The organism is Paenibacillus sp. FSL F4-0097 (assembly GCF_038593125.1).
GTDB lineage: Bacteria > Bacillota > Bacilli > Paenibacillales > Paenibacillaceae > Paenibacillus_AQ > Paenibacillus_AQ odorifer.
Genome location: NZ_CP151965.1, coordinates 1,485,262 through 1,502,766, shown reverse-complemented (window position 1 = coordinate 1,502,766; position 17,505 = coordinate 1,485,262). Strand labels below are relative to the sequence as shown.

Sequence of the window (17,505 nt, the reverse complement as noted above, 5' to 3'; positions counted from 1 at the left end):
CTCCTCCGGTCGTCAACTTTCTCCTAACTTCCCCGATACGTACTATATCCACCAGGAGCTACTAGCAAAGGTACATGGTAGTGTTGCATGGAGCTCTCTATATGAAAGCGAATAGGTATCTGTTCTAGAAAAAAAGACATCTCACGTTGAGTGTCTACTGAGCTTTCTGTTACTTCTATGCCAGCTGCTGACGCTTTGGCATCAGCTCTACGGTAGTAATCGCCAACCATAAACAGCAGTTCGTAACATCCAGCCTCCATTTCGTTTCCCTCCAGCAGCGGAGCATCCAGCCTCCCGTCACTGTTCGTGACTTCTTCACACAGAAGCTTGCTCATCCCATCCGTAAGCTTCCAGAGCTGAAGCGTCAGACCTGTAGCAGGAATCCCCCGCGACAGATCCAGCACATGGGTGGTAAGACGCCCGCTCATTACGCTGTCTCTCCGGCCAGATCTGCACGGCTGACAGAAAAGCCCTGAAAACCATAGGGTGGACGAGGTTCGGTGAAGACTCCACCTTTAGTTTCTTCAGGCTCAACAATGGTTTCCCAAGTCCGGTTATTGGACTCAAATGAAACGGTAGCCAGCTGTGGAAAACGGGACAATACGCGCAGCCCAATTTGATAAATCAACGATTGGATTGAAGGACTGTTCAGCTCATGAAAAGCGCTATGGGCGATATCGCGAACCTGCTCCGCAGCCACATATTGGCCTAAATCTCCATCCAGAGCATGCTCAACATCACTGTAGGTCCAGTTAATATTCAGAAAAATATAAAGCGGACGGTCAAAGCTCTCCGGCAATGTTGTATACTCATCACGGACGAATCCATAAAACGAGCTTCCACTTACTTTTATCAGCTGTAAATTCTTCAATCGGCATTCATGAGCGATAACCTCAGTCCCATTCTCTCCACGTTTTATAGTTAACGAAGCCGAATAAGATTCATTATTGGAGTGACGCAGTACTAAATGACTCTGTTTAAGCCCCTCAACCCCGGGCACCATCACCTGTTCAAAAGGTAACCGGTCTGCGGAAACTGAAACTGCGGTGACATGATCGTATTTATCGAGAAAACGGCTGCTTAGAAGCTGCAATAACCCCTCCGTTGTGCTTCCTGTGTAGTCCGCGGTATTGCGCAGGATGAAATTTTTCATAGAATCGGTAGCAACGACCATGGAATTATCCCCCTCTGAAAAAGAAGGAAGAAACGCTTCGCCCGTGACCGCGAATGTAATATTATGTGCGAATATAATGTTGTCGCAGCCCGTGAAGGAAGATTCGGGAGCGGGGGTAACGGCCAGCGGTTTAGCATAGGTACGATAAGTTAGCACATCACTTTTTCCATAAAACATTGTACGTCCGTTAATTGGTTCCAGCATGGCTGACACCCTCCCCGTTTATGATCAATGAATGAATGAGTGAATGAATAATTAAATAATTAAATCACTTAGGCGAAATCTCGTAATTGTACCGACTTCAGAAAAGGCTTGAACCCATTCCTCCTGAGGGGAACGCTCTACTCGCACTCCAATGGCGCTGATGATGTCATCTTTGTTTTTGCCACGAACAGCTAGAATAAAAGGAAAATGAAATTTGTCCGTATACTTTCGATTCAGATCATTTAATAGATTGAACTCTTCCGTTGTTAGCCGATCCAGTCCAGCTCCCTGCTGCTCCGAGGCAGACAAAGCCGTAACTTGAAGCCTAGTCGCCAAATCTGGGTGAGCTTTTAATAGTCCCTCCATTCGGCTCCGGTCAGCACTCAGTACGGTCTGCATCATTGTGCTATGCAAATGCTCTAAAGAATGGAACGGAATCTGCTTATAAATCTCCTCTGCTACCCACGGTGAATGTTCAAAAATGCCGCCTAGATGCTTCACAAAATCCGTTATACTCATGGCATTTATCTCTTCCAACGTAAACCTGCCTTCAGAAACGACCATCCACTCAACCTCCAATAGCTTTGTTAACAGCTCGTAAAATGCCACCGTACCCCGTACAGCGACAAATATTACCCGATAAAGCTTCTTCCACTTCAGCCGGAGTAGGATGCGGGTTCTCTTCCAGCAGAGCAACTACCGAGATAACCATCCCTGGTGTACAATAACCGCATTGGAACCCCCCCTCTTCTAAAAAAGCCCGTTGAACGGGATGCAGGCCTACTTCACTAAGACCCTCAATTGTTGTAATTTCCGCACCTGAGCATTGATAGGCCATAACCAGACATGAATTCACTGGACGTCCATCCACCAGCACCATACATGCCCCGCAGCGGCCAATCTCACAAGAACGTTTTGTGCCGGTCAGCTCCAAATCTTCACGTATGACATGTAAAAGCCGGCGGGAGGGTGGAATCTCCGTGGATATCGCTTTCCCATTAATATTGCAATTAAAGGTGAACCTCTCTTCTGTGAAGGCTTCCTCAGACGAAGCTGGGATTGGGTTCTCTTCATCTAGATTGTGATCTGAATTATGACTCGGCATGGATGTTCACCACCTTTTGTGGAATAAACGGTGTAGACTGCAGCCATTCGGGATCAATGGGCAGCTTGGTTACCCGCTTCCCTACAGCCTGAAATATGGCGGACACGACTGCCGGAGCTAAATTGACGGAACCCACCTCTCCAATGCCGCGAGGACCGTACGTGTCATGATCCGGCAAATCCTCTATCGGCTGTACCTGAATGCTGCCATTCATGTCGGCAATGGTCGGCACCAAATAGGTGTCTAAATTTTTGGTGACATAGCTGCCGCCAGACATCACAGCATCCTCTGACAAGGTGAAGCCTACCGCCATACTGCTGCCACCTTCGATCTGTCCAAGATAACCTTGCGGATTAGCCACCGGTCCCGCCGCTACCGCATGATATTGGTCCAGTACACGAACACGTCCTGTAAGCAGATTAACTTCCACGCGGACTGCGACTGCAGAATAGGTATATAGGAAATGTGCCCCCACTCTTTTAAAGGGTGTGGTTGGATAAGTAAACTTTGTATTACAGACAATGGGTTCTGAAATACGCTGTGCCAAGTCCTTGTAAGTCAGAAGCAGACCGCCGTCTTTTAGCCAAATGCCGCCAGGGCCGAGCTTCATTTCATAGTTATCCAGCTCTGGCTTTATCATCGCAGCTGCCTGCAGCACTCGAGCGGTGAAGTCTGGACGCAGCCGTTTCAAGGCCATCCACATCATGCTGGTTGATCGGGAAGCCGTACTAGATCCGCTATCAGGCACAACATCCGTATCGCCAATGACGATGCTTAGATCCTCTGCCGCCAAGCCAAACTGTTCAATCAGCATTTGTTCCATTGTTGCGATTAACCCCTGACCAAACTCCTCGTAACCAAACACCGCCTCAATCTTGCCCTCTAGCGTCAAAGAGAGCCTGCCACCCGCCGGATCGGGAATACCATAACCAAGTCCTGCACCATGCATAGCTATAGCAGCACCCGTTCCAGTTACGATCCAAGGTTCCACAACACCTGAATCACTGTCTGTAGATGCGGCCTCAGTCATAAGAGGCGAACCCGCCAGCGCTTCCCACACCTGAAAGGCACCATCGGTCTGAGCAATTTCCTGACCCAGTGGCCCCAGATCTCCATATTTACGCAAATTGCGGCGGCGCATTTCCCACGGATCGATCTGCAATCGCTCAGCCAACCGATCGATTTGTCCCTCCAAAGCGAAAATCGCCTGATTGCCGCCAAACCCGCGAAATTCACCAGATACACCGTTATTGGTATATACAGCAAAACCCTTCACATCCACATGATCGATGATATAGGGGCCCATCACATGTTCTGTCGCAAAGTTGAGCACCTCCGCCCCCAGTGTTGCGTAAGCTCCCGTATCCGAAATAATTCTGACCTGATGTGCCCTGATGATTCCTTCGGGGTCGGAGCCAGTCTTCATGGTGATTTTCATGGGATGGCGTTTTAGTCCTGCACGTACCGATTCAGCTCTCGAATTATGCAGTCTTACCGGACGGAGTGTCCGCAAGGCGAGCAGCGCTCCATACGGCTGTACATTCAGCTCGTCTTTTCCTCCAAAGGACCCGCCGATAGGACTCGAGATGACGCGAATATCTTCTTGAGGAATAGCCAGAATTCTGGATAGCTGCAGGCGATCCATCAACCCATGTTGTGTAGCTGAATATACGGTAAGCCGTCCGTTATCCTCTGGGATAAACAGTCCACCTTCAGTCTCCATATAGGTGTGCATTTGGCGTGGTGTATAGTAAGTCTCCTCTACCACATGACAGCAATCCGTAAATACCGTTTCCGGCTCCCCTTTCCGATATTCCGTATGATGAAGCACGTTTCCCTCGGCATGCAGCAAAATTGCGTCCTTTTTCATCGCCTCTTCCGGATTCTCCAGCAAGGGTAGAAGCTCATAATCCACTTCGATAAGAGATAAGGCGTATTCCGCAATTTCGTCCGTCTCAGCCGCAACTGCCGCAATCGCATCGCCAGTGTAACGCACACGGTCACTGCAAAATACCGGTTGATGCGGCAAAGCTATGCCAAAGCCGTTAAGTCCGGGCACATCCTCATGAGTGATTACAGCGTGTATACCAGGGACTTCAACGGCCTTCTCAATGCGTATGGACAAAATACGAGCATGTGCCTGCTCACTGCGGAGCACGCGGCCGATCAACATTCCTTCTGCCCTCATGTCGGTCAAATACTGCAGCTTACCGGATACCTTGCTCTCTCCATCAGGTCGTGTACGCCAGCGGCTACCGCTGGATTCCTTATTCAGCAGCATTTTCCCTCTCTCCTTTCGTCGGGTTATTCACCTCTAAACTCCGTATATTCATAGCCTTCCACAGCTCAGATACAACCAAATTCCCAGCAGTCTTTTTCTTGTAAAGTTCTGTTGCAAAGGGATCACTATACGTCTCAAAGCTGTTCTCAACCCCTTCATATAAAGAAGCCAACAGCTCATCTGTATACCTCACACCTTCAAGCATAACTTCAGCCCTACTTAGTCGCTGTGGCCGACCAGAGCCCCCACCTGCGGCGATACGCACCTCACGGAAACGGTGTTCCTCATCGATTGATGCTGAGATTGCTACCGTTACAAGTGAAGGGGTGAACGCTTCCCTGCGGCCAACCTTACGAAAAATTTCTAGCCTATCCGTTAACGGACTCTCTAAGCGAGTAGGTGAGATGCGAATCTCAGCCACAAGATCCGCCGCAGGTTTTATCCCGCTCCAGTGATTGTTTAGCCACTCTATCAAAGGTAGTGCCGTCATAAATTTGCCGTCAAAGGAGATTAACTCCGCGTCATAGACCAGTAACGCAGGTAGAATATCTCCGAAGCCAGAAGCGATATTGCCCCCGAGCGTGGCAAGATTACGCACCGACGGAGCCGCTATGCAACGTGCAGCCTCTTGCAGCGCAGGAGCTACGGCCTGCAAATGCTCATTACTGCGGCACTGGGAGAGTGGAACAAGAGCGCCCAGAGATAAGTGAAATTCCGTTAAGGTAATGTCGCCGAGATTTGTAATTTGCCGAAGATCAATCAGCTGTTTGGGCATATGAGTCGTTCCATTTTCCCACCCTGTTCTCAGCAGTGTTCCCCCTGCAACATATCGAGCACTGTCTCCAAACGCCGTTTTTCTCTCCCAAGCTTCGTGCAGGCTGCGGGGTTGAATTACTTCAGGTAGCCTTCCTTCCTCTTCCCGTATAGCTCCCATACACTCCGCCTCCCTTTTTGAGTACCAGATTGCCGCTTCCCTTCTCGTATAGCCTGCCTTAAAACCTTTGTTCCCGAATATAAGGAACTCCAAGCGCCTCCGGTGTGCCGGATGGTTTGTTGCGATTGCGGTACCCCAGGTACATCAGGACCAGAATGGTCACAAGGTACGGAATCATTTTGAGAAAATAGGGCGGAACTGCACTGCCCAGCAATTGAATACGGAAGCCAAGTGAATCCAATGCCCCAAAAAAGTAGGCGCAGAACAAGGCACGCAGCGGATTCCATCTGGCGAAAATCACCAGCCCTACCGCAATCCAGCCCCGGCCGGCTGTCAGCCCTTCATTCCAGGTTGGCGCGTAGGCCAATACCATATCCGCTCCGGCCAGGCCGATGAGAGCAGCACCGGTGATCACATAGCTGTAGCGGATAAGCTGTACACGGATCCCCATCACATCTGCGGTAGCCGGACTGTCTCCGACTGCCCGCAAATGCAGGCCCCATGAAGTGCGGTGAATTAGCAGATGCAGAGCAAGCACTAGCAGCAGGCTGAACCAGGTTAGGTAGTCCATGTTGCCGAATATTTTTCCGATGAACGGTACATTTTCCAGCCAAGCCAGATGCAGCTTAGGGGAGGTTCCCGGCAAAGGAATGCCGCTGATCGGTTTACCAAGATAAGCGCTCAACCCACTGCCAAACAGGGTCATCGCAAGACCGGACATCGTTTGATTCGCCCGCAAGGTCACACAGAGAAAAGAATGCAGCAAACCAAGTACAGCCGTTATAGCTACGGTAGCCAACAGAGCCAGCAGCAGGTTTCCGGAGCGAATATACACGATACAAGTGATGACCGCTCCCATCAGCATCAGACCTTCAGCCCCAAGCTGTATAATGCCGGCTCGTTCATTTAGAATGCCTCCCAGCGTAGCCAGCAGCAGCGGGGTCCCTGCGGAAATAGCGGCAATAAGTAGCTGTGTTGTAAAATCCATTGCCTATCTCCCCCCTTTCAGCTGAACCCGGCTACGGCGAATGCGGAAACGATAGATCATATCGCCAGCAATCAAGAAAAACAGGATGGAGCCCTGCAGCATTTCTGATATCGATGAGGGCAGCCCGATGGTTTGAACACTATATCCGCCAACAATTAAGCCACCGAATAAAATAGAAGTAACGATTAGACCGAGTGGATTCAATTTGGCCAGCCAAGCTACAATAATGGCGGTGTATCCATAACCCGGTGAAATGCCCTGCATCAGCTTGTGTGTAACACCGGAGACCTCCGCCATGCCAGCGATCCCGGCGAGCCCCCCACTGATCAGCATGACGATAATAATATGGCGCTTGATAGGAACCCCCGCGTATCTGGCTGCAACAGGATTGGCCCCAATCAGCCGGAGCTCGTAACCCCACTTGGTAAAACGAATCATTAAGTAATAAATCACTACGGCGATAAGTCCAAATAACAATCCAATATGCAATCTTGTACTTCCGAGAACAGGCAGCGATTGAGCCGCAGTAAACATAGGTGATCCCGGGAAATTAAATCCTTTAGGATCTTTCCAGGGTCCGAATACCACGTAATCGAGCGCCAATAGGGCAACATAATTCAGCATTAATGAAGTGATTAGCTCATTCACTCCAAAATGTGTCCGCGGAATAGCAGTCAGCAATCCCCAAAGCGCACCCGCGGCAATCCCGAACAGCAGCATTAAGCTCAGGGACCAGAATGAAGGTAAGTCAGGAAAATAAATCGTGACCGCTGTGGCCGCCATAGCCCCAACAGTTAGCTGACCTTCTGCTCCAATATTCCATACCGAAATGCGGTAAGCCACAGCAATCCCAAGCCCACATAGAAGAAGCGGGATCGCTTTAACCATCGTTTCCGTGAGCCCATACGCAGTGCCAAATGCGCCACGGAACATTTTTTCATAGACCAGCACCGGATTCATGCCATTCGCCGCAATAAATAGGGCACACAACAATAGCGCTAAAATTATAGATACAATAGGTGTCCACCAAGGAGAACGGATGCGGCTGGCATCGTATTCGAAACGTAGAGAGAATCGTTTTCCGGAGTGGGAGGGGAGGGGTTCCAGTACAGCTGCTGCGGTATTTCTTCCATTCTCCAGACTCATACGGCGCTCTCCTCTCTATTATGAATACCAGCCATTAGTAGTCCGATGCTCTCTCGATTCGCTTCCTCATGTGTACTCTCACCAATAATTGAGCCGTTATAGATCACTAGAATACGGTCGGACAACTGAAGCAATTCATCTAAATCCTCCGAAATTAACAACACGCCACTACCTGAACCACGCAGCTCCATAAGAAGGTCGTGAACACCTGCCGTGGCACCTACATCCAGCCCTTGTGTCGGATGAACGGCGACCATCAGCTTAGGCCGATGACTGATCTCACGTGCAAAGAGCAGCTTCTGCTGATTACCACCTGACAACTGTTGTACTGGCGTCTCCAGCTCAGGTGTCTTGACGTTAAAGCGCTGGACCAGCTCCTGTGACCACAAACGGTTCTTCGCGGACTTCAAGAAACCAAATTTGGAGTGCTCCTCTGAGCGGTAAGACTTAAACAAAAGATTATCCACCGATCCGAGGCGTCCAGCTAAACCGCTCTTCATCCGGTTCTCCGGCACGTGGGAGATTCCTGAATCAATTGCCCCTCTAACCGAAGCCGATTTCACCGTCTTTCCATCAAACGTGATTTCACCACTTTTCCAGCCTCTAAGACCAGTTAACACTTCAGCCAGTTCCTTTTGCCCATTGCCAGCTACCCCAGCTACGCCTACAATCTCTCCTTTACATACGTTCAGAGAGAAGTGATCCAGTGCTTTTCGCCCGTGATCGGCATATACGTCCACATCTTTCACTTCTAATAAAGAATCCCCTTCAGTGGCTTCCCGTTCTTGACGGGTGATGGTTACTTCCTTGCCCACCATCAGACGAGCCAGCTCCAGTTCATCTGTATCTGCTGTGGTCAGCGTGGCGATCATTTTTCCTTTGCGCATGACGGAAATCCGATCGGAGGACGCCATAACCTCTTTCATTTTATGAGTAGTCATAATGACCGTTTTTCCTGCCTGCTTCATGACCCACAGCGTTTCAAATAGCTGTTCCACCTCTCCCGGGGTCAGTACAGAGGTTGGTTCATCCAGAATAATAATGTCAGCCCCGCGATACAGCGTCTTAACGATTTCAACACGCTGCTGCTCACCCACGGACAACTGCCAGATCGGGCGATCCACCGGGAAATTCAGTCCAAACCGTTCCGCTAATGCCTCGATCTCCTTGTGTTTCTTCTTCATCCACTTACGGCCGCGCCAGAAAGACGACTTTTCGCCAAGCACGATATTTTCTGCTGCTGTGAGGCTTTGCACCAGCCTAAAGTTCTGAAACACCATACCTACACCCAGCTGCGCAGCATCTTTAGGAGAACGGATCTGAGTACCTTTCCCATGAATGAAAATTTCTCCTTCGTCTGCTCTATACACCCCTGACAGCATGCTCATCACCGTGCTCTTTCCGGCCCCATTCTCCCCAAGCAACGCATGAATCTCACCCGCATTTGCCGAAAAGTCGACTTGATCACTGGCGGTTACCGAGCCGAATTTTTTCACAATCCCCCGCATTTCAACTGAAGTTCCCCGCATGGCCTGAACCCCTCCTTCCTTCAAGTTGTAGTACGGGTGGGGAAGTTTCCGCTTAACGGAACCCGCCCCACCCATAGATTGTGCACATCTTATTCCCTATTTTTAAACATTATTGCGGGATAGTTCCTTCCACACCCTTTACGAGCCAGTTCATGCCCAGCACTTCCTCCAAGGTCAGCTTCTGACCCTCCTGAACCTTCACATTCCCTTGATTATCTGAGATCGGACCTGTGAAAACCTCCAGCTCACCACTGATAATTTTGGCTTTGGCGTCTTCGACAAGCTTTTTCACATCATCTGGGATCTTGTTCCCGAAAGGAGCCAGCTCCACCATACCGTCAGCCATATCACCGGAATACTGCTCGCTCTTCCAGGTTCCATCCATAACTGCCTGCACAGCTTTTACGTAATACGGCCCCCAATTCCATACCGGGTTCGTCAAATAATTGTCCGGAGCGTATTTGCTCATATCCGAGTCATTTCCCCCGGCAAATGCCCCTCGTTCAGCAGCAGCCTGCAGTGTTGCAGGTGAATCCTGATAGGCCAAAAGCACATCCGCACCCTTATCCAGCAAGCTGATTGCCGCTTGACGTTCAGTCGTCGGGTCATACCATGTATTCGTCCATACCACATTCACCTTTACATCAGGATTGACACTTTGTGCTCCAAGGGTAAAAGCATTCAAGTTATAGATCACTTCGCTGATCGGAAAAGCCCCTACATAACCCAACTGATTATTTTTGGTCATTTTCCCTGCCGCTATGCCGCTCAAATAGCTGGCTTGATAGTTTTTCCCGAAGTAGGTTCCCATGTTCTCTGCGGTTTTGTAACCCGAAGCATGCAGGAACTTCACGTTGGGGAATTTGCCCGCTACATTTAATGTAAAATCCATATATCCGAAGCTCGTTGTAAACACGATGTCGTGTGATTGTGCAAGCTCGGTGATGATTCGTTCGGCGTCAGCACTTTCAGGGACATTTTCTACAAAGTCAGCTTTAATCCCAAGCTCCTTCTCCATATACAGCCGTCCTTGATCATGTTGGTATGTGTAGCCGCCATCCCCTGGAGGTCCGATATAAACAAAAGCAACCGTCGGTTTCTTTGCAGCCGGTTCTGTTGTTGCAGTTGCCTCTGTTGCCGCTGTAGTTGTCGCTGGTGCCTCCGTTGCATTTGTAGAAGTATTATTGCTGCCACACCCCACCAAAGCCACCGTCATTAGAACCATTAATGCAAGACAAGATGTTATGAACTGACCCCTTTTTTTCATAATTCTCCTCCTCCAAATCATCTCTCATCATGGCTGCAACCATTAATGTACTTCTACTATACTTAGAGGTGGCCTTGGCGTAAATTTATATAACATACGTTTGTATATGAATATAAGAATCAGAACTTTTTTTGTGTGTAATGCACTAATTGGTTTTTGTATGGTGAGTTTCGTGTCACATTATATGACCAGAAGTGGAAAAGGAACACTGTTTCAGATTACTTTTCAGATTACCTTCCAGACTATTCTTTACTTCACTTTCCATTTCTCAGAATCCATTGCTCCTGAATCTCACCAAAATCCGCTTTTGTATCTGCGTCCATGAAATAATGGGCAGACTCAGATTCCAGAACAATCCCCTTATAATCAGGTGAACGCAATATCCCCGCCGCTCCTCGATCTCCATCTAATCCCTGTAGTGCTGGAAACAACGTCTTCGAGAACAAAGCCGGGGGCATAGCCGACCCATTGCTGACGCTAGCGACATAATCCATCTCCGGAGATTGTTCAAACGTTTGTATTAGACGGTTCACTAATGCTGTAGTAATAAATGGCTGATCCGCAAGCGCCACAACTACTGCATCGGGCTGCAAAGGTAATACCGCATTAAGGCCACAGCGCAGTGAAAAAGACAATCCTAGATGTGCGGTTAAGCAAGTTTCGGTACGTCTGGATGCTTGCGGTTCAATCGCGGGTGGCAGCCATTCCAAGTTGTCATCCGCACGCACTACCACGATTAGCGGTTCTAGATTGCAACGATCCAATTCACTAAGCGCGACGCTCCCGAGTGAGACCTCCTGCGACAATTTCAGTGAAACCTTGGACACGCCCATCCGCCTGCTCTGCCCCGCTGCCAAATATATTCCTGCTACCTTCAATACTATCCGCTCCTTTGGGCAGCTCTCGTGAGCCCACCCTTCTAATTTGAATTATTTCCGCTATAATACTGACCGCAATCTCCTCCGGACCTTCTCCTCCAATCGGCAACCCTACAGGTGCATGCAAAGATGCAGGAGCCTCAAGCCCTTCCAGTAAAAGAGATATCCGCGCCTTCGAACCGATAATCCCTATATATAGAGGAGCAAGCGGAATCACACTCTCCAGGAACTGTCTATCCCGCCCAAGTTGATGACTGCAAATCAATACATAATCCTCCCGAGCTACGCCCAATCGCTGAACAACCTCCATAGGGGAACAAATTACTTGTTCAGCTCGAGGAAACTTATTGTGTAAGCTTCCTTCACGCCAATCCGCAACCGCTACCCGAAAGCCAACTCTGTCAGCAAGTTCCGCAATAGGAACCACATCACGTCCCCCGCCAAAAATCACAAGCCGCGGTTTGGGCACGAAAGACGTATGGAATGCTGTCAATTCTGCTGGAGCGGCCATAAAGCGACCTGCCGCCAGGCTTTCTTTTGCCGAGTGGGATAATTTCGGATGTTTCTTGCTCTGCGGCAGTACAATGTCTGGATCCAGCTCCAGCTTATAGATAAAACCTTTCTCCACTGCTTCGCGGAACAAAATTAGCTTCTCTCCCCTAGCCAATCTGTCACTCGCCTGCACTAAAAGCTTGTAGAGCTGACCCTGCACGGGTTCTAGCACTACTTTGATTTTGCCTCCACAGCCGATAACCTCACCCCAGGACAGATCATCCGGAGACAGCATGTTGTATTCCACAATTTCGGGCAGCCCTCGTTCCCAGATCTCAGAAGTTCGCAGCTGCAGATCGTTTTCCAGACAACCTGGACTCAGGCTCCCAATCGTACCTCCTTCAAAAAACAACATCACCGCTCCGGCTTTGCGATACGAGTGTCCCTCCACCTCTATCAGCGTTGCCAGCACCGCAGGCGCCTGATGGGTTTGAATATGCATTGCGATCTCATGTGTATTCACGAGGTTCCCCTCCTCCATGTTTGCATTTCAACCCAGATCTTAGAACTTAGAACTTAGAACTTAGACCTTAGACCTTAGTCCCTTCCGAGCATCCTCCGAAACATGAATACTAACTTCAACCTCATTAGATCATTTATTTTTTTAAAATCGACGTCCAGCAGCTCACTAAGCTTCTCGATCCGGTAGGTAGCCGTGTTTCGATGAATAAACAGTTTCTTAGCCGTCTCATTAACATGACCATCGTTCTCTAGATAAACTTCCAGCGTCCGCAGCATCTCCCTGACATACTCCGGTTCTCGGTTAAGCAACCCTCTAAGACTTCCATTACAATATTTCTCCATAACCTCTGCCGGAATTTGCCCGAGTAGCAGGTTAAGCTCAAGCTGCCGGTAATGCACAACATTCCCTTTTACTCCCCCGCCCTGAAGCATTCCCATACAATCCTTTACCTCCGCAAAAGCCTCCTTCAGCCCCTCCGGCTTCGCTTTACAACTGCTTATCGCAGCTCGCGGATAATATCCCTTATCAAACTTCATGTTGTTAAAACAAACCTGGATTATATCCCGGAATTGTTCAGGACGCTGACGATCTCCCGGATATATAGACAAAAGTCCTTGATCTATGATCACATGAATTCCCTTTACTTCCCGTAGCCCAGGATGTTCAAGATATTCTTCTTTTAGTCTGAGCAGCTCACCTTGGCGTTCTTCCCCAGTCGCAGCTGTATCGGTCAATAAGAGAAAAAATGGTGATTGAAGCAGCTCAATCTCCAAGTCGAGAGCAGCCTGCGCCAAATCTGTGTAAGATAAATTACCGCTCAAACAACGTCTCAGCAATCCGCTAAACTCCCTGTGTTCTGCCTGTTCAAAATAATCTTCGTATCCTGAATGAATATGATATGAAATAAGTTCAGCTCCCTGAACGAACAAACTTTCTTCCATTGGGAGCAATAAAGGGTCGATGGCACAAAACAATAGATATCCGGAGCACTTCTCTCCTTGCAAAAGTGGTGTACGGTAGCCCACATGATCTCCAACACGAAAGCGCTGATTCCGTTTCTGCCACGGCCACCCCTCCAGCAGCTGTGAAGGATAGTATTCAGAGTTGTTGTAGATCACATCCCCCCGTGCGCTAACCACCACAAGTGAATGGCCAATCACTTCAGACACCGAATCAAACAACGGACGGCTGCGGACAGATCTTAGGGCGAATTGCATCAGCTTTTTCTGCTTCTCCATAATGTTCTGCAGAACGTGAGTGCTGCGGCTAAGCTCGGCGCGAAACAGACCATTCATCTGATCCGAAAAAGTAAACTCGAACGGTAGCTGGATTAGTGGGAAGTTAAGACTCTCCGCTTCTGCAACCAGTTGCTCTGGTACTTCATCCCAAAACCGCCCCAGCTTAATGCCCAAGGCCGAAGATCCCCGGCGATTCAAAGTCTGCAGCAAGGCAGAGGCTTCCTCCATATTGTCCTTTATCAAATAGGCTGTCGTCAGCAGCATCTCGCCTTCTTTGATCCAATCCGAGATATCGGGAGCATCCATCACATTAATTGACTTCACAATTCGATGTTTCCCTTTAGACCCAGCGATAAGCTTCGCCTCGGACAAAGGATAAATGGACAACGCTTCTTCAACCGTAAGATGCATGCCACCCCTCCTTATTAGGATCAATAGAACCATTTCTGATTTATAATGTTATTTTATGTAACATTATAATTAAAATGAACCGTGTTGAATAGAGGGAAGTTAAATTTTCATGATTTATATGTTAATAAACTTAACACAAAATGAACATGGATCATTAATTATTAATTATTAATTATTAATTATGAATGATGAATGATGAATGATGAATGATGAATTATTGAACTTTAGCTCATATCGTTCATGTGAACTGTATAAGGGGATTGGAAAATAGTAGGTGGAGTTGAGGGAGGGCTTTCGAGTAAAAACAAGTTTTTACGGGTTCACGCGGGAGTCGGAATAGGGAGTCGGAATAGGTGGCAGGGTATTCTCAGGCTATTCGAATTGGCCATCAAGATCGAAGTCGCAGGCACACCAGCGCTGCAAGACGGGGAATTGAGCAGTGTAGAAGATCCGTACAAGTAGAGATAATACCACCCCACTGTAGCTGTGGCGGAGGTACAAGCTCTTATAGATCCACTGCTGCCGGTAGAGGTGGAGGGCACTTTTGCACTTCTTTTTGGCTATTCGGCCGGAATTGCCGGGATGAAGGGCCTTTTTGCCCTTCTTTTTGACTACATAGGCGTCTTCGCCACATTCTGCGGGATTTATACTGTTCTTTTTAGTTATTTATGCTACTTTCCTGAGTTCTGCGGGATTTATACCGTTCTTTTTAACTACTTAAGCACTTCCCCCGATTTCTACGGGATTTATACTGTACTTTTTAGCTGCTTGAGCCATTTCCCCGGATTCTACGGGATTTATACTGTACTTTTTAGTTACTTGAGCCATTTCCCCAGATTCTGCGGGATTTATACTGTACTTTTTAGTTACTTGAGCCATTTCCCCGGATTCTGCGGGATTTATACCGTTCTTTTTAGCTACTTGGGCCACTTTCCCAGATTCTGCGGGATTTATACCGTTCTTTTTAGCTACTTGGGCCACTTTCCCAGATTCTGCGGGATTTATACCGTTCTTTTTAGCTACTTGTGCCACTTTTCTGGATTTTGCGGGAGTTATATCGTTCTTTTTAGTTACTTAAGCACTTCCCACGATTTCTGCGGGATTTATACCGTTCTTTTTAGTTACTTAAGCTATTTCCCTGATTTCTGCGGGATTTATACCGTTCTTTTTAGTTACTTAAGCCATTTCCCTGATTTCTGCGGGATTTATACCGTTCTTTTTAGTTACTTAAGCACTTCCCCCGATTTCTGTGGGATTTATACCGTTCTTTTCTCTCCAGCGACGTATTCACTTAAATCTACTGGTCTTATACCACACAATCGAGCGCTGAATTTATCTTTTTCACTCTACCACTCCACTATTGAGCCAACTTAAGCTACCTTAGTTTTTAAAGCAACTCCACTGGGCTCCCCGGTGTAAATAAAACTAAGAGTAGGCGGGAATGACATGTGTATTTCGTTAATTTGTGAATCAATAAGTGAGTGTGGCGTTAGAGTGTATTGCTAGAATGTAATCCTAGAGTGTAATCCTATAGTGTATTCCCAGAGTGAATTTCTAGAGTGTAATCCTAAAGCGTCTTCCTAGAATGTATTTCTAGAGTGTATTCCAAGAGAGTAATGGAGGAGTATCGGTTAACAGTAACTAGAAATGTAACTAGAAAAGTGTCAAGATATGTTGTTCGTAGCTACGGTCTGTTTAGTATCGCTGCTTTTTCAAGACCACTGCACTCAGCCTCTCAAGACTGCTGCCACACTTCATTCACCCAAGAGAGTAACCGGAGATCCTGACCATGTCCGGCAATAACGGATAATCCCAGTGGCAATCTACTTGTGGAGAGCATAGGTAATGTTACCTGAGGCAAACCTGCCAACCCAGCTATGCAACTCAACATCATCGCACCACTACGATTCACCTCCAATTGGCGCAAATCCCCTCCACGCAGCGGCGCTGGTCCCGGAACTGTCGGAATCACAAGACAATTGTCCTCTCCTAGCAGCAGGCGCAAATGATTAGAAATCTCTTTTTGCTTACATTGTGCAACGCTATGATCCTCTTCCGCCAAACTGGCAGCCCACGAGAATCGCGCTGCAATATCAGGTCCAAAGCCTGGTTTCTCGTTCTCAATCCAAACGCCATGAGTTTCCCAAATTTCATTCCCCTGCAATTCTCTAAAAACATCCATCCAGACCTTTAACCCCTCCAAAGCAATTTCTATCTCCATGAGATGATCTGCCCCGGATCGCAAACACCTTAATCCCTCCGATAAAATAGTTGCATTCTCCAGATTAACCAAAGCCCAGCAGTCAGTAGCAACAAATAAAGTACCCATTTTATTTTTGTCTTCCATATTCTTTTTTAACTTGTTTTCCGGGCCAATCTCTAAAATTTTCTCCGTACTCTTCTCAGTACTCTTCTCAATACGTTTCTCCAAAATCGTTTCTAAACCTTCCTTCTGGCTCTTTTCTAAATTATTTTTATCAGTCTTCACCATGTCTCCCTCTAAGTTGTTCTCTAAATTTTCCAATACATTCTTCTCTATGCTCTTCCCTACAGTTTCTTCTAGACTACTTCCTATTTTCTTCGACGTCTTCACAGATGTACTCCCAGCCACAAGTAACACTTCCCCTACCTTCTGGAGCACATCCAAGCGATCCGACACCCAGCCAACTGTATCAAAAGCCGGAGATAATGGAATAACACCTTGAAAATCCACAGCTCCATGCGTTGGCCGGAAGCCATATACTCCGCAATAAGAGGAAGGTACTCGAATTGAGCCACCGGTATCTGTTCCGAGCGCAAAATCAACACTACCAGAAGCTACCGCTACTGCCGAACCACTTGAAGATCCGCCTGGGATACGACCTACAGCACGCGGATTAATCGGCGTTCCATAATGATGGTTCTCGCCGCCCAGACTATACATCAGCTCATCCGTATGGGCAGCACCACGAAGTGTAGCACCCGACAACAGTAAACGATGTACAGCCACCGCATGCTCCGTGGACGGATGGTGGCTACGCAGCCAATCAGGATTACCTGCAGAAGAGCTGTGTCCAGTTACAGCGAATACATCTTTTACTGCAAAGGTCAGTCCATCCAATATCCCGCTTTCTAAACTCTCAACCGTAAGCTCAGGATCTATAAACGCACCATACCGATTATCCAAAACCATAATCCCCCTCCTCCCTAGACCATTACTTTTACAATCCTTCCATCAGCCTTTCGGATCCCACGCTTCTCCTACGATTCCTCCAGCGTTCCTTCCAATTCCTCATCTTTCCTCCTACGACCCATCAGCAGCTTTTCCATCCATCATTCCACCTACGATTCTTCCA

The 17,505-nt window shown here is 48.0% G+C and carries 15 protein-coding genes; all 15 read right to left on the bottom strand.

Annotation, left to right across the window (positions count from 1 at the left end; all coding sequences use genetic code 11):
• Positions 1–23: 23 nt before the first annotated feature.
• Positions 24–428 (bottom strand): hydroxyisourate hydrolase, encoded by a 405-nt coding sequence (gene uraH, locus MHH86_RS06640; RefSeq protein WP_038569253.1) that lies wholly within the window; start codon positions 426–428, stop codon positions 24–26.
• The gene (pucL, locus tag MHH86_RS06635) at positions 428–1,378 is read right to left on the bottom strand and encodes a factor-independent urate hydroxylase (protein ID WP_076099507.1); all 951 of its coding nucleotides are present in this window, start codon (positions 1,376–1,378) and stop codon (positions 428–430) included. The genes uraH and pucL overlap by 1 nt, the downstream gene beginning before the upstream one ends.
• Positions 1,379–1,429: 51 nt before the next feature.
• A complete protein-coding gene (gene uraD / locus MHH86_RS06630; RefSeq protein ID WP_076099506.1) occupies positions 1,430–1,942 on the bottom strand; it encodes a 2-oxo-4-hydroxy-4-carboxy-5-ureidoimidazoline decarboxylase in 513 nt (170 codons plus the stop codon).
• A 4-nt stretch (positions 1,943–1,946) separates the two neighbouring features.
• Entirely contained in the window at positions 1,947–2,483 is a 537-nt protein-coding gene (locus MHH86_RS06625) for a (2Fe-2S)-binding protein (protein WP_081386783.1), read from the bottom strand.
• Positions 2,470–4,764 (bottom strand): xanthine dehydrogenase subunit D, encoded by a 2,295-nt coding sequence (pucD, locus tag MHH86_RS06620; RefSeq protein ID WP_341170624.1) that lies wholly within the window; start codon positions 4,762–4,764, stop codon positions 2,470–2,472. Before pucD ends, MHH86_RS06625 begins: the two co-directional genes overlap by 14 nt.
• Complete coding sequence (locus MHH86_RS06615) at positions 4,751–5,698, bottom strand: FAD binding domain-containing protein (protein WP_076107240.1); 948 nt, start codon at positions 5,696–5,698, stop codon at positions 4,751–4,753. The genes pucD and MHH86_RS06615 overlap by 14 nt, the downstream gene beginning before the upstream one ends.
• A 58-nt stretch (positions 5,699–5,756) precedes the next feature.
• Complete coding sequence (locus MHH86_RS06610; RefSeq protein ID WP_036680033.1) at positions 5,757–6,686, bottom strand: ABC transporter permease; 930 nt, start codon at positions 6,684–6,686, stop codon at positions 5,757–5,759.
• A gap of 3 nt (positions 6,687–6,689) precedes the next feature.
• Positions 6,690–7,832 (bottom strand): ABC transporter permease, encoded by a 1,143-nt coding sequence (locus MHH86_RS06605; RefSeq protein WP_076179195.1) that lies wholly within the window; start codon positions 7,830–7,832, stop codon positions 6,690–6,692.
• Complete coding sequence (locus tag MHH86_RS06600) at positions 7,829–9,361, bottom strand: ABC transporter ATP-binding protein (RefSeq protein WP_076144439.1); 1,533 nt, start codon at positions 9,359–9,361, stop codon at positions 7,829–7,831. The genes MHH86_RS06605 and MHH86_RS06600 overlap by 4 nt, the downstream gene beginning before the upstream one ends.
• A gap of 109 nt (positions 9,362–9,470) precedes the next feature.
• Positions 9,471–10,628 (bottom strand): BMP family ABC transporter substrate-binding protein, encoded by a 1,158-nt coding sequence (locus MHH86_RS06595; RefSeq protein WP_339823651.1) that lies wholly within the window; start codon positions 10,626–10,628, stop codon positions 9,471–9,473.
• A 254-nt stretch (positions 10,629–10,882) separates the two neighbouring features.
• Complete coding sequence (locus MHH86_RS06590) at positions 10,883–11,455, bottom strand: NTP transferase domain-containing protein (RefSeq protein ID WP_170914181.1); 573 nt, start codon at positions 11,453–11,455, stop codon at positions 10,883–10,885.
• Positions 11,397–12,521, bottom strand: coding sequence for an XdhC family protein (locus MHH86_RS06585; protein WP_339823654.1), 1,125 nt, complete (start codon positions 12,519–12,521; stop codon positions 11,397–11,399). The genes MHH86_RS06590 and MHH86_RS06585 overlap by 59 nt, the downstream gene beginning before the upstream one ends.
• A gap of 74 nt (positions 12,522–12,595) precedes the next feature.
• Positions 12,596–14,170: a PucR family transcriptional regulator gene (locus tag MHH86_RS06580; RefSeq protein WP_036680042.1), complete on the bottom strand. Its 1,575-nt coding sequence runs from the start codon at positions 14,168–14,170 to the stop codon at positions 12,596–12,598.
• Positions 14,171–14,887: 717 nt separating this feature from the next.
• The gene (locus tag MHH86_RS06575; RefSeq protein ID WP_342479663.1) at positions 14,888–15,202 is read right to left on the bottom strand and encodes a hypothetical protein; all 315 of its coding nucleotides are present in this window, start codon (positions 15,200–15,202) and stop codon (positions 14,888–14,890) included.
• Between the two features lie 703 nt (positions 15,203–15,905).
• Entirely contained in the window at positions 15,906–17,336 is a 1,431-nt protein-coding gene (locus tag MHH86_RS06570; protein WP_256719526.1) for an amidase family protein, read from the bottom strand.
• Between the last annotated feature and the right edge of the window lie 169 nt (positions 17,337–17,505).

What these genes read in the sequence shown, in the direction of transcription:
- uraH (WP_038569253.1), bottom strand. Translation starts at nt 428, where the DNA reads ATGAGCGGGCGTCTTACCACCCATGTGCTGGATCTGTCGCGGGGGATT.
- pucL (WP_076099507.1), bottom strand. Translation starts at nt 1,378, where the DNA reads ATGCTGGAACCAATTAACGGACGTACAATGTTTTATGGAAAAAGTGAT.
- uraD (WP_076099506.1), bottom strand. Translation starts at nt 1,942, where the DNA reads ATGGTCGTTTCTGAAGGCAGGTTTACGTTGGAAGAGATAAATGCCATG.
- MHH86_RS06625 (WP_081386783.1), bottom strand. Translation starts at nt 2,483, where the DNA reads ATGCCGAGTCATAATTCAGATCACAATCTAGATGAAGAGAACCCAATC.
- pucD (WP_341170624.1), bottom strand. Translation starts at nt 4,764, where the DNA reads ATGCTGCTGAATAAGGAATCCAGCGGTAGCCGCTGGCGTACACGACCT.
- MHH86_RS06615 (WP_076107240.1), bottom strand. Translation starts at nt 5,698, where the DNA reads ATGGGAGCTATACGGGAAGAGGAAGGAAGGCTACCTGAAGTAATTCAA.
- MHH86_RS06610 (WP_036680033.1), bottom strand. Translation starts at nt 6,686, where the DNA reads ATGGATTTTACAACACAGCTACTTATTGCCGCTATTTCCGCAGGGACC.
- MHH86_RS06605 (WP_076179195.1), bottom strand. Translation starts at nt 7,832, where the DNA reads ATGAGTCTGGAGAATGGAAGAAATACCGCAGCAGCTGTACTGGAACCC.
- MHH86_RS06600 (WP_076144439.1), bottom strand. Translation starts at nt 9,361, where the DNA reads ATGCGGGGAACTTCAGTTGAAATGCGGGGGATTGTGAAAAAATTCGGC.
- MHH86_RS06595 (WP_339823651.1), bottom strand. Translation starts at nt 10,628, where the DNA reads ATGAAAAAAAGGGGTCAGTTCATAACATCTTGTCTTGCATTAATGGTT.
- MHH86_RS06580 (WP_036680042.1), bottom strand. Translation starts at nt 14,170, where the DNA reads ATGCATCTTACGGTTGAAGAAGCGTTGTCCATTTATCCTTTGTCCGAG.